Raw genomic sequence first — 12,297 nt, 5'->3', positions numbered from 1 at the left:
TGACCACCCACCGAAACAGCCCTCGTCACAGCAGGTGGCGACCCGCTCGGCCACCCCGGAATTGCGCTGTTGGTTTCGCCTTTTCGGCGCCCGGGTGAGAGCGCTTCAACGCACTGCCGGTTCGGCATAGGATTTTCCTTCGGCCAGGAAAACGTTTCCTGGAACCTCCGGAAGAATCGAGGACCATTCATGCGAAGACGCATGCGTGCGCGCCGCCTGGGGGCGGTCCTGCCCCTCGTGCTCGTGGCGGCCACCGCCGTCCCGCTGCCCGCGGCCGCCGATCCCGCGCCGGCCGCGGTCTCGGCGCTGACGAAGTCCGTGCAGGGCACCGGTTCCCCGGCCGCCCACGGCGCCACGGCGAACTGGGTGATCGGCTACGAAGACCACGCCGGCACGACCGGCGCCGCCACCATCACCGACGCCGTCGGCGCCGGCCAGGCCTTCCAGCCCGGCTCGCTGCACTCCCCACCCGGCTGGACACCGCAGTGGTCCACCGACGGCACCACGTTCGCCGGCACCGAACCGGCCTCCGGGGTGACCGCCGTCCGCGCGACGAACGCCACCGCCGGTCCCGACGCGACCCAGCTGTCCGGCGCCCTCACCCCGCCCGTTCAGGCGGTCACCACCGCGACGGGCGGCGACGGCTTCTCGCCGATCCTGTACCGCACCCCCGGCGGGGTGCTGCAGGCCTGGAACATCTACCACCACCTGGGGGCCACGTCGCCGAAGGTGGTCTGCACCGACCTCGCCACCGGGACGCGGTGCCCGGGCGGCCCCTGGCCGAAGGTGCTCAACACCGCGCCCGGCCCGCTCGGCACCCTGGGGGCCGGGGACATCACCAGCACCATGGTCGAGCAGTACGTGCGCGACCCCGCGGCGCCCGCGAAGGTCTACTACCCCGCCCTCACGGCGACATCGGCCGGGGTCGGCTGTCTCGACCTGGCCGCCGCGGCCAACTGCGGGTACTGGCCGCTGGCCACCCTCGGCGGGTCGCCGCCGGTGAACAGCCTCACCGGGCTCGTGGAGAGCGCCGGCAACCTCTACGGCGTCGTCAGCTCGGGCGCGGTGGTCTGCTGGACCATCGCGACGCAGAGCCCGTGCGGCGGCCAGCCGTACGCACCGATCCTGCCGGCCGCCAACCAGCCGTACGTCTACGGCGCGGTGACCGTGGTGGCGGGCAAGGTGTTCGCGTCGACGGCGGGCCCGGGCACCGCGCTGCAGCCCGCGTTGGGCTGCTTCGACCCGGCGACCGCCACGCCGTGCGCCGGCTGGGCTTCGTCACGACCCACCGGACCGGCGGGCAACGTCACCTACAACGCCTACACGGCGTTCAGCACCACCGGCGCCCCGGTGGGCGCGTGCTCGTCGACGTCCGGCGCAGACGACGTCACGACGTGCTACGCGCTCGACGGGTCGGTGTTGCCGCCACCGCCCGGCGCGGCCGCGCTGGCGGCCGGGGTGATCGTCTTCAACCCCGAGGTCGTCACCGATCCGAACGGCCACATCCGCAGCTACCTTCCGGTCTGGAGCGGCGGGATCGCGGGTGCGGCACTGTGCCACGACTGGACGACGGCGTCGGCGTGCGCGGGCCTGCCGGGCCTGATCACCCACCCGAACGCGGCCGGCGGCAACACCCGGGACTACGGGTACGCCTACGACCCGCCGTCGGGCTGCCTGATCGGCCTCGGCGACGCCGGGGTGCTGTTCTCGATGGACCCGGCCACCGGCGCCACGCCGTGTGTCCGCTCCGGCGGGCAGGTGAAACTGCGTCCGGGTGACTTCTATTGCGACGGCGGTTCGCACGTCCAGGGTTACACGGCCGCGCGGCTGACGGGCGTCGACCCGGCGAACGTCGACTTCGCGGCGTCGCGGGTGACGGTCGTCGACCAGGACAACGCGGTGGTGCCGACGCCGGGCTTCGCCCCGGACGGCTCGGTCGACCTGACCGGCGTCTCGGTGGCGGCGCACCCGTCGATCACCGTGACGACCACGCTGGTCCTGCACAGCGCGGCGGGCTTCAGCGGTTCGCTGGTGGTCGACTTCGCGGGTGACGCACCCCAGCTGTGCTTCCGCACGACGATCTCGGCGGACTGCCTGGTGACGTCGGTGGCGAACACGGCGACGGGCACGGACTCGACGGGTTCGTTCACGTCCAACACGGTGACGCTCCCGGTCGCCCCCGGCGCGTCGTGCACCCCGAAGGTGACCGTGAACAAGGAGATCTGCACGGCGGTCCACCCGGCCCAGTGCGGCCCGGGCGGCGCCGGACCGTGGGCGAAACAGGCCCCGGTGGGCCTGCTCGGCGTGCTCGCGGCGTCGGCGTACTGGCGGATCACGGTGACGAACGAGGGTCCGGTGGGGATCACGGCCGCGCAGGTGGTGGACACCGTGGAGCCGTCGTGCCAGACGGGTCCGTTCACGCTGGCGGCGGGTCAGTCGAAGCAGGTGTACTGCGCCACGTACGCGCTGCTGAACCTGTTCCCGATCACCAACAAGGCGAAGGTGAGCTACGTGCCGGTGAACGTCCCGCCGGGGACACCGCCGTCCACAACGGACTGGTCGTCGGCCAAGGCGTGTTCACTGCTGTGCATCCTGTAGGGAGGTGAGATCGCCGGCCCGCGAGAGGTTCCCGCGGGCCGGCTCACACCACGACGACGTCGCCCTCGGCCGGCTCGGTCTCGGTGGCCTTCGGCGAAACCGCCGGCGCCATCAGGACCGCGCACAGCGGCACGGCCATCGCGATCGCCGCCAGCACGAACACCGGGAACAGGAAGGAGAAAACCTCCGCGCCCGCCGGGTCCGGCGCGTTCATGTCCATCGTCATCCGGACCGCCGCCATGCCCGTGTAGTGCATGCCGGTCACCGCTGCGCCCATCACGAAGCCCGCCAGCAGCCGCAACGGGAGACTGTCGAGGAAGACCGCGAACCACAGCGCCGCCGTCGCCGCCACCACCGCGATCACCACCGACAGCGCCACCAAGCCGCCGTTGTAGCCGAAGTCGCCCTTCACCCGCAGCGCCGACATCCCCGTGTAGTGCATGACATTCACCGCCAGGCCGGTGATCACGCCGCCGAGGGCGAGGCGCCACCAGCCGAACTTCGCGCGGCCGCCCACCACCACGAGCCCCGCGAACACCGCCGTCACCGAGAGGATCGCCGAGAGGACCGTGCGGAAGATGTCGTAGCGGACCGGCATGCCCGGGGTGCTGAAGCCGAGCATCGCCACGAAGTGCATCAGCCAGATGCCGACGCCGCCGATCGAGATCGCCGCCAGCACCAGCCAGCGCACGCGGTGCCGGGGATCGGCCGCGTAGCGGGCTTGGACCGCGCACGCCAGCCCGAGCGCGCAGCCGACCACCGACGTCAGGTACGCGAGCACGAGCAGCCAGTGCCCCAGCGCGAAATGCTCCATGGCGAAGTCCTCTCTACAGGTCGCGCAGCCCGTGCAGCACGCGTTCCATCAGGTCGTGGCGCTCGTCCCAGGTGGCGGTGTCCGACAGCGTGTCGCGGACGATCACCAGGTAGTCCTCCATCAGGTCCGACACGAGCACGCGGACCACGCCGAGCGGCAGGGCCAGCAGCGCGGCGATCTCCATCAGCGACCGCGGCCGGACGCACAGCTCGAGGACCTCCGCCAGCGCGCTCGACGTCTGGTAGACGGCTTCGGCCCGGCCATCGGCGGTGGTTTCGACCAGTGCTTCGATGGCGATCTCGACCGACGGCGCCGTCCGGCCTTCCGTCCACGCGTAGGGCCGGGCCAGCGCCGGGCTGCGGCGCGGCTCGTCCCCGTGCGGACCGGGCGGCGGGTCGTCGATCACCGGTGGTCCTGGGCCACCGGTATCTCGCGTGCGGGCACGTCGACCTTCTGCCCCACCCGCTCGACAAGCATCGTCATCTCGTAGCCGACCAGCCCGATGTCGCAGCCGGTCGAGGCGAGCACGACGAGGTTCGAGCCGTCGCCGACGCTCATCAGCAGCAGGAACCCCTGCTCCATCTCGATCACCGACTGCACGACGCGGCCGGCGGTGAACAGCTCGGCGGTGCCCAGCGACAGGCTGGACAGGCCGGCCGCGATGGCCGCGAGCTGGTCGCCGCGTTCCCGGGGCAGGTTTTCGTCGGCGGCGACGAGCAGCCCGTCGGCGGAGACGAGCACGGCGTGCGCGACGCCCGAGACGTCCTGGACGAACCCGTTGACCAGCCAGTTCAGCGTCGCGGACCGTACGGGCGGCGCGGGGAGCGCCCCGCTGAAGGCTCGGGCCGCCGGCTCGGTGGCCGAGCGCCGGGGGTGCAGTTCCGTCATCGCGGATCCACTTCGTCCTTTCCGGATTGTTCGGCACGCGCGGCGGTCTCCGACCGCGCGGCACGCATGCCCTGGTAGTGCCGCGAGAGACTGCTGCGCACGGCGGCGGCGTCGCGGAAGGCGCCCCCGGTTTGTTCGCGACCGCGAGGAACGACGGCACCGGGGGCGAGCTGCGCACCGGGCCGCCGCGTGGGCAGGCCGGCATCGGTGAGCCGCTGGGCGGGAGCGGACTTGAGAGCGCTTTCGGCGGCTTGCCGCGTGCGGTCGGCCGGGGTGTCCCAGTCGCCGACGGCGGTTGGTTCCAGGCGGGTCGCGAGGTCGGCGGCGTGCGCCGGCGCGGCGGATTGCCCGGCCAGCGGATCCCTGGCGGTTGCCGCCGAGATCGCCCGGTGTGCTCCGGAAGTCTCGCTCGCCGGCTCTGCTTCGGCGACCCGGTCGGCCGGCACCGCAGGGGTCTCGACAGGGGTCTCGACAGGGGTCTCGACCGCGGGAGGCCGGTTCGCGGGCTCGGCCACCGATGCTCGGTGCGCCGCGGGAGACCCGCTCACGGGTTTTCCCTCCGGCGCTGAGGCCGCAGGCAGCTCGGCCGCTACCCTCTCGCCCACCGTCGGCCACTTCACCGGGCCCGTCGCACTGTTGCGCCGCACCACCGGCTTGGCCGCCGGCTCGGTGAACCAGCTCGTCACCACCTGCTCGAAGATCGGCGTCGAAGCCTGGGCCGGCACCACCGGTGGCCGCGGGTGGCCATTGCGGCCCGCGCCCGTCGAGACCCGCCGGCCCGCACCGATCGGGCGGGCCAGGTCCGCCAGCACCAGTGCGCCCGGGACGTGGACGCTCGCCGTCACCCCCGCGTGGCGGGCCGCCGCTCCCGTTGCCCGCAACCGGACCGTCACCCCGTGCAGGGCCGCCAGCCTGCCGACCACGAACAGCCCCATCCGGCGGGTCGTCTCCGGGCCGACCGTCCCGGCCGCCGCCAGCCGGTCGTTCACCGTGGCCAGCTCCTCAGGGGTCATGCCCAGCCCCTGGTCGACCACCTCGATGAGCAGCCCGCCGTCGGCGCCGCGGTCGGCCGTCAGGGCGACCTTGTGCTCCGGCGGCGAAAAGCGCGTCGCGTTCTCCAGCAGCTCCGCGAGGATGTGCACCACGTCCGCCGCCGCCTCGGGCTGGACCGAACCGCGCGGCGCGTTGCCCAGCGCCACCCGGCGGTAGTCCTTGACCTCCGACGTCGCCGCGCGCAGCAGGTCGCGCGTCGGCACCGGTTCGCGGCCGTGGCGGACCGGGCGGCCGCCCGCCAGGACGTGCAGGTTCTCGCCGTTGCGGCGCAGCCGGGTGGCGATGTGGTCGATGCGGAACAGCTCGTCGAGCCGGCGCGGGTTCTGCTCCCCCGACTCGAGGTCTTCGATGATCGACAGCTGCTGCTCGACCAGCGACTGGCTCCGCCGCGACAGCGTCATGAACATCTCGCTGACCTGCTTGCGCAGCTCGGCCTGCTCGACGGCGAGCCGGACCGCCTGGCGGTGCATGTCGTCGAACGCGCGCGCCAGCTGCCCGATCTCCTCGTCGGTCCGGACACCGCTGCCGGGCACCGCGCGCCAGTCGACGTCGTGGCCCTCGCGGATCTGCCGGACCGTCGCCGGGAGCTGGTCGTTCGCCGCGCGCAGGGCGGCCGCGCGCAGCCGGCGCACCGGCGTGACCAGCGACCGCACCACCAGCAGCGCGATCGCGAGCGCGCCGAGCAGCGATCCGAGCACCAGGGCCGCGTCGCGCAGCGAGTCCGCGCGAGCCCGGTCCGCCGCGGCCGAGACGTCGCCCGCCAGCTTCGCCGCGACGTCGTTCAGCACGGCCGTCACGCCGGTGATCTCTCCGGCGATCGAAGGGGCGACCGACGCAAGCGGCGCGCCGGACCCCTGCAGCGCGTCGAGGCGGCCGTCGGCGGAACTCGTCGCCGTCTTGAACCGGGCCAGGAGAGCACCCGAGAGCTGGTGTTCGGCCTGCTCGCCGAGCACCTCCTGCTCGGCCGCGGCCTGCACGATCGCCGGGCGCAGCGAAGCGTCGTCCGGGCTCTTCTGCGCCGCCCGCGCGTAGGTCTGCTCGGTGGCCAGCTCGCCCCGCAGGTGCACCAGCAGCCGGGCGGTTTCCGCGCCGGCCGTGGTTTCGGCGCCGGCGTCGGCCGGGACGAACGCGGGCACGAGGTCGCCGAGGGTGGCGATGATGTCGTTGTAGCCGGCGGCTTTCGTGCGGACGTCGCCCCCGCCGGCCGCGCGGATCCCGGCGAGCTTGCCCAGCGCGGTGTTCAGCGCCCGGCCGGTGTCGGCGGGCAACGGCGAGAAGCCGGCGTCGCGCTGGACCGCGGCCACCTTCGCGTCGACGGTCGCGGTCAGCGTGTCCGGCGCACCCGCCGGGACCGTGACGGCGGCGACCATTTCGTCGCCCAGCGACGCGGTCAGGTCGATCGTGTCGCGCAGCACGGGCAACCGGTCGCGGGCCGCGGTGAGTGCGGTCGCCCGGTCGAGTTCGCCCTGGATCCGGACTTCCGCGAGTGCCACCGCGACCAGGACCGGGAGCAGCAGGACGACGCTGATCTTGGTGCGGACGCTCCAGTGCGCCGGCCACCACGCGGCATCCGCCGGGCGGCGGAGCGTGGATGTGCTTTCGTGCATGGCGGAATCGCTCGATTCCCAGCCGCGCGCACGGCTGACGTCGAACTCGGACAGGTCGAGGGGTGCCCCAGGGCCGATCACGGACGCCGGAGAAGGACTCCGCACCCCGGCTCCCGGACCGGGCACGACGTGGCGTTGATCGGCCGATCAGCAGAGAACATCACCCCCGGCGTGCTTGTCAACCCTGCGCAGCGGCGTTTCGGAACGCCGAGATCGAATTATTTCGAAGGCACTCCGGCAGTTCACGCATTGTGTTCCCGCGGTCGCAGCTTGTACATCGTTCAAGCACATTCGCGCAGCTCTGCAGGCTACTTGGCAGTAGATGAAACATTCCGAAGCACTGGCGGCAGAATTACCGACAGCAGCCACCGGGGCGAATTCGGCCGTCGTTCGAATGGTGGTTATCAATTCCCGTGGTGCGCCCAGGTGGAGGTCCCGGCTCACGACGCGGCAGAATCGCCGCTGTGACCGAAGTGGACGAACGCGGCGGCAAGCGGGTCGGGTGGGTCGAGCTGTACTTCGACCTGGTCTTCGTGTTCGCGGTAGGACAGGTGGCGCACGGCATCGTCGCGGACCCGCACTGGGCGCGCGCCGCCGCGGCACTCGGCCTGTTCGCGACGCTCTGGTGGACGTGGATCGGCTTCGCCGTGCTGTACAACCGCCGCGGCGACGACAGCCGCGTCGCCGACCGGCTGTTCGTGCTCGTCGGCACGATCCCCTGCGGGATCGCCGCGACGCAGGCGCACCACGTCTTCGAAGGACACCCGGCGATCTTCGCCGCGGCCATGGCCGCGGTCCGCGTGATCCTGGCGGCCGCGCACCGCTGGCCGCGCGACGGGATCGACCAGCGGCGGATCAGCGCGGGCTACGCGGTTTCGGCCGTCCTGTTCGGCGTGTCGGCGGTCCTCCCGCACTCGTGGGCGCTGTGGGCGTTCGCGCTCCTGCAGGAGGCCGGGTTCCTGCTGCTCGGCGACCGCCACGAACGGCGCCGCGGCGAGCGGCCCACCCGGGAGGCCCGGTGGCGGATCATGCTGGCGCCACCGCGCGACCCGAACCTGGCGATCGATTCGGCGCACCTCGCGGAACGGTTCGGGCTGTTCATGATCCTGCTGCTCGGCGAGCTGGTGATCACGGTCGGCACGGCGGCGCTCGAGCGCCCGGCCGACGACCTCGGGTACTGGCTGGCGCTGGCCGGCGGGCTCGTCCTGGCGGGAGCGCTGTGGTGGGTGTACTTCTCCTCGGCGGTGGAGATCTACGAGCGCATGCTCGGCTTTTCGGGCGGCAACCCGGCGCTGGCGTATTCGCTGTACGCGGGCGGGCACCTGATGCCGGCCTTCGCGCTGCTGCTGATGGCGGCGGGGGTGAACCTGTCCCTGCACGAGTCCCCACCCCACGCGGCGGCCTGGTTCACGACGGCGGGCCTGGCGATCTACCTGGCCGGGACGCGGGTCTTCGCGGCGGGGTCGCACCGCTGGTACTTCGCGCTGGCCCGCGTGGCGGCCTTGGCGGCGACGGTGAACCTCGCGTTCCTGGACCGGCTGCTGCCGGCACCGGCGGTGGTCCTGGTGATCGCCGTATGGGCGGTGGGCACGGCCGCGGTGACGGCGGTGATCCGCCATCGCAGCCTCACCCGCCTCGACGACGACCCGGTGGCCTTCTTGCGGCAGGTCGCCGACCGGCGCCGGACGGACGGCGCGAGCGAGTCCGACGCCTGACGAACGTGCGGCGATCCACTTCGCCCGCAGCCGGGTACCCGCGATCCCCGCGGGCAAACTTCTTTCCCCGGCTTTTAGTTTGCGTGACGCAAAAGTGAGCGCGGATCCGGCCCGTCCGCTTCGACCGCTCCGGCGAACCGCTCGAACGCGGCGATCGCGGCCGCCCGCGTCACCGGGTCGAGGCGGCCCAGGACGCCCGCCAGCACCCGGCGGCGGTCGCGGTCGACACGGTCCACGAGCTGTCGCCCCGGCCTGGCCGGGGCGAGCAGCGTCTCGCGCCGGTTCAGCGGGTTGGGGGCCTTTTCCAGCAGGTTCAGCGCGACCAGCCGGTCACACGCCCGGGTGACCGACGACGGGTTCATCGCCAGCTCGCGCGCCACCCGGCCCATGGTGACCGGGGTCCGGTCGACCACCACCCGCAGGGCGCGGAACTGGGTCAGCGTCAGCTGGCCGGCGTTCCGCTCGACGGTCGATTCGGCGATCAGCACCATCGCCCGCAACGCTGCCAAGGCCGCGTCGGCGCCGTCTTGCTCCTGCCACGTTTGCGTCACGCAAGAATGATAGGCGGCGAAAGCGGGTACAGCGATTCGTGAGCGCCGAAGGCGACCGCAAAAGAAGGCGTCCGCACCGGTGAAACCGGACAGTGCGGAAGAGCCCGCGGTCCCGGCCCGGCGGCCCGAACCGGCGCGGCCGCCGCCCGCCGGGTCCCTGAGGCGCTCACCGAAGCGGCATCGCACGCCAAAGGGAGTACTCATGAGCCAGACCGTCGGTGACTACCTGCTCCAGCGCCTGCGCGAGTGGGATGTGGACCAGGTCTTCGCCTATCCGGGCGACGGCATCAACGGCCTCGTCGCCGCGTTCGGCAAGGCGGACAACCAGCCGCGGTTCGTGCAGGCGCGGCACGAGGAGATGGCCGCCCTCTCGGCGGTCGGCTACGCGAAGTTCAGCGGCAAGGTCGGCGTCTGCCTGGCCACCTCGGGCCCCGGTGCGATCCACCTGCTGAACGGGCTCTACGACGCCAAGCTCGACCACGTCCCGGTGGTCGCGATCGTCGGGCAGACCGCGCGCAGCGCGATGGGCGGCAGCTACCAGCAGGAGGTCGATCTCCAGGCGCTCTACAAGGACGTCGCGAGCGAATACCTCGTCGAGGTCAACGTCGCCGAGCAGTTGCCGAACGCGCTCGACCGGGCCATCCGGACGGCCGGGTCGTCCCGCTGCCCCACCGCCCTGATCATCCCCGCGGACCTGCAGGAGGAGGAGTACTCCCCGCCGCAGCACGCGTTCAAGCAGGTGCCGTCCAGCCCGCCGGGCACGGCGTGGCCGCGGCCGGTCCCGCCCGAGCCGGACATCGACGCGGCGGCCGAGGTGCTCAACGCCGGCGAGAAGGTCGCCATCCTGATCGGGCAGGGCGCGCGCGGCGCGGCCGGGGAGGTCCGGCAGATCGCCGAGGTCACCGGCGCGGGTGTCGCGAAAGCCTTGCTGGGCAAGGACGTCCTGCCCGACGACCTGCCGTGGGTGACCGGCTCGATCGGATTGCTCGGCACCCGGCCGAGCTACGAGATGATGCGCGACTGCGACACGCTGCTGATCGTCGGCTCGAACTTCCCGTACAGCCAGTTCCTGCCGGACTTCGGCCAGGCGCGCGCGGTGCAGATCGACCTGGACGGCCGGTTCATCGGGATGCGCTACCCGACCGAGGTCAACCTCGTCGGGGACAGCGCGGCCACCCTGCGTGCCCTGCTGCCGCGCCTGAAGAGCAAGCCGGACCGCTCGTGGCGCGAGACGATCGAGAAGAACGTCGCGTCCTGGTGGGACACCGTCGACAGGGAAGCCGCCGTCGACGCCGATCCGGTGAACCCGATGGCCATCGTCAACGAGCTGTCGAAACGGATCCCGGAGAACGCCATCGTCACCGCGGATTCCGGCTCCTCCACCAACTGGTACGCGCGCAACCTCCGCATGCGCGGCGACATGCGCGGGTCGCTGTCGGGCACCCTGGCCACGATGGGCCCGGGCGTGCCGTACGCCATCGGCGCCAAGTTCGCCCACCCCGACCGGCCGGTGATCGCGCTCGTCGGCGACGGCGCCATGCAGATGAACGGCCTCGCCGAGCTGATCACCATCGCCCGCTACCACACGCTGTGGAGCGACCCGTGCTGCGTGATCTGCGTCTTCCACAACAACGACCTGAACCAGGTCACCTGGGAGCTGCGCGCGATGGGCGGCGCGCCGAAGTTCGAGGAGTCGCAGAGCCTCCCGGACGTCGACTACGCCGGTTTCGCTCTGTCCCTCGGGCTCGCGGCCGTCACGGTCGACAGGCCGGACCAGCTGGCCTCGGCCTGGGACACCGTGCTCAGCGCGGGCAAGCCGGCGGTGCTGGACGTCCGCTGCGACCCGGACGTGCCGCCGATCCCGCCGCACGCCACCTTCGAGCAGGTGAAGTCGGCGACCGAGGCCGTCCTCAAGGGCGACCCCGACGCGTTCCACCTCGTCGTCCAGGGCGTCAAGACGAAGCTGCAGGAGTTCCTGCCGGGCGGGAAGCACTGATGACCCGGCGACCGCCCGGAGAACGGAGGCAATCATGACCGGAACGGACAACCAGGTCGTCGTCGTGACCGGCGCCAGCGGGGGCATCGGGCGCGCGGTCGCCCGGGCCTTCGGCGCGCGGCATGCCCGCGTCGCCCTGCTCGCCCGCGGCGAAGAGGGGCTCGAAGCCGCCGCCGGCGACGTCAGCCGTGAGGGCGGGACCGCCCTCGCGATTCCCACCGACGTCGCCGACTTCGCGCAGGTCGAAGCCGCTGCCGAACGCGCCGAGAAGGAGCTCGGGCCGATCGACGTGTGGGTGAACGTCGCGTTCACCTCGGTGTTCGCGCCGTTCAGCGAGATCGAGCCGGACGAGTTCCGCCGCGTCACCGAGGTCAGCTACCTCGGCTACGTGCACGGCACCATGGCCGCGCTGAAGCGGATGAAGCCGCGCGACCGGGGCACGATCGTGCAGGTCGGCTCCGCCCTCGCCTACCGCGGAATCCCGCTGCAGAGCGCGTATTGCGGCGCGAAGCACGCCATCCAGGGCTTCAACGAGTCCCTGCGCTGCGAGCTGCTGCACGGTGGCAGCCACGTCCGCACCACGATGGTCCAGCTGCCCGCCGTCAACACGCCGCAGTTCTCCTGGGTCCGGTCCAAGCTGCCGCACCAGGCGCAGCCGGTGCCCCCGATCTACCAGCCGGAGGTCGCCGCGCGCGCCGTGCTGTACGCCGCCGGCCACCCGCGCCGCCGCGAATACTGGGTCGGCGGCAGCACCGTCGGCACCCTCCTCGCGAACGCCGTCGCCCCCGGGATCCTCGACCGCTACCTGGCCAGGACCGGGTACGAATCCCAGCAGACCGACGCGGACAAGCCGGCCGGCCGGCCCGAAAACCTCTGGGCACCGGCCGACCGCTCGCGGGACTACGGCGCGCACGGCGAGTTCGACCGCAAGTCCACCCCGCGCAGCTTCCAGCTGTGGGCCGGCCGGCACCACGGCCTCCTCGCCGCCGGCGGGAGCGCACTTGCCACGACGGCGCTGGCGGTGTGGCGCCGGGCCCGGTCATCGTGACGCCGCGTGCCCTGGGTGTCCCCCGGT

9 protein-coding genes are annotated in these 12,297 nt (G+C 72.5%); 4 read left to right on the top strand and 5 right to left on the bottom strand.

Annotated features, from left to right (window positions below):
* Positions 1 to 189: 189 nt before the first annotated feature.
* Positions 190 to 2,598, top strand: a complete 2,409-nt coding sequence (locus A3CE_RS0145470) for a DUF7617 domain-containing protein (protein ID WP_245589715.1) — start codon at positions 190 to 192, stop codon at positions 2,596 to 2,598.
* 43 nt (positions 2,599 to 2,641) lie between these two features.
* Here A3CE_RS0145470 and A3CE_RS0145465 read toward each other — a convergent pair whose 3' ends face one another.
* From A3CE_RS0145465 to A3CE_RS0145450, 4 genes are read right to left on the bottom strand one after another with little or no spacing between them, the layout of a single operon-like run.
* Entirely contained in the window at positions 2,642 to 3,412 is a 771-nt protein-coding gene (locus tag A3CE_RS0145465) for an MHYT domain-containing protein (RefSeq protein ID WP_020646784.1), read from the bottom strand.
* A gap of 13 nt (positions 3,413 to 3,425) precedes the next feature.
* The gene (locus A3CE_RS0145460) at positions 3,426 to 3,818 is read right to left on the bottom strand and encodes a DUF742 domain-containing protein (RefSeq protein WP_020646783.1); all 393 of its coding nucleotides are present in this window, start codon (positions 3,816 to 3,818) and stop codon (positions 3,426 to 3,428) included.
* A complete protein-coding gene (locus A3CE_RS0145455; protein ID WP_020646782.1) occupies positions 3,815 to 4,300 on the bottom strand; it encodes a roadblock/LC7 domain-containing protein in 486 nt (161 codons plus the stop codon). The genes A3CE_RS0145460 and A3CE_RS0145455 overlap by 4 nt, the downstream gene beginning before the upstream one ends.
* Positions 4,297 to 6,960, bottom strand: a complete 2,664-nt coding sequence (locus A3CE_RS0145450) for a sensor histidine kinase (protein ID WP_026469494.1) — start codon at positions 6,958 to 6,960, stop codon at positions 4,297 to 4,299. Before A3CE_RS0145450 ends, A3CE_RS0145455 begins: the two co-directional genes overlap by 4 nt.
* A gap of 464 nt (positions 6,961 to 7,424) precedes the next feature.
* Between A3CE_RS0145450 and A3CE_RS0145445 the strand changes: the two genes are divergently transcribed.
* Positions 7,425 to 8,675 (top strand): low temperature requirement protein A, encoded by a 1,251-nt coding sequence (locus A3CE_RS0145445; protein ID WP_020646780.1) that lies wholly within the window; start codon positions 7,425 to 7,427, stop codon positions 8,673 to 8,675.
* 74 nt (positions 8,676 to 8,749) lie between these two features.
* On the opposite strand, the gene A3CE_RS0145440 is transcribed toward A3CE_RS0145445, so the two are convergent.
* Complete coding sequence (locus A3CE_RS0145440; protein ID WP_026469493.1) at positions 8,750 to 9,226, bottom strand: MarR family winged helix-turn-helix transcriptional regulator; 477 nt, start codon at positions 9,224 to 9,226, stop codon at positions 8,750 to 8,752.
* Positions 9,227 to 9,428: 202 nt separating this feature from the next.
* Between A3CE_RS0145440 and A3CE_RS0145435 the strand changes: the two genes are divergently transcribed.
* Complete coding sequence (locus A3CE_RS0145435) at positions 9,429 to 11,222, top strand: thiamine pyrophosphate-requiring protein (protein WP_020646778.1); 1,794 nt, start codon at positions 9,429 to 9,431, stop codon at positions 11,220 to 11,222.
* A 34-nt stretch (positions 11,223 to 11,256) separates the two neighbouring features.
* Positions 11,257 to 12,270: an SDR family oxidoreductase gene (locus A3CE_RS0145430; RefSeq protein ID WP_020646777.1), complete on the top strand. Its 1,014-nt coding sequence runs from the start codon at positions 11,257 to 11,259 to the stop codon at positions 12,268 to 12,270.
* Positions 12,271 to 12,297 lie beyond the last annotated feature (27 nt).

This window comes from Amycolatopsis balhimycina FH 1894, from assembly GCF_000384295.1.
GTDB lineage: Bacteria > Actinomycetota > Actinomycetes > Mycobacteriales > Pseudonocardiaceae > Amycolatopsis > Amycolatopsis balhimycina.
Note: the sequence above shows the minus strand (reverse complement) of the source record. Positions and strands in the feature narration are given on the sequence as shown.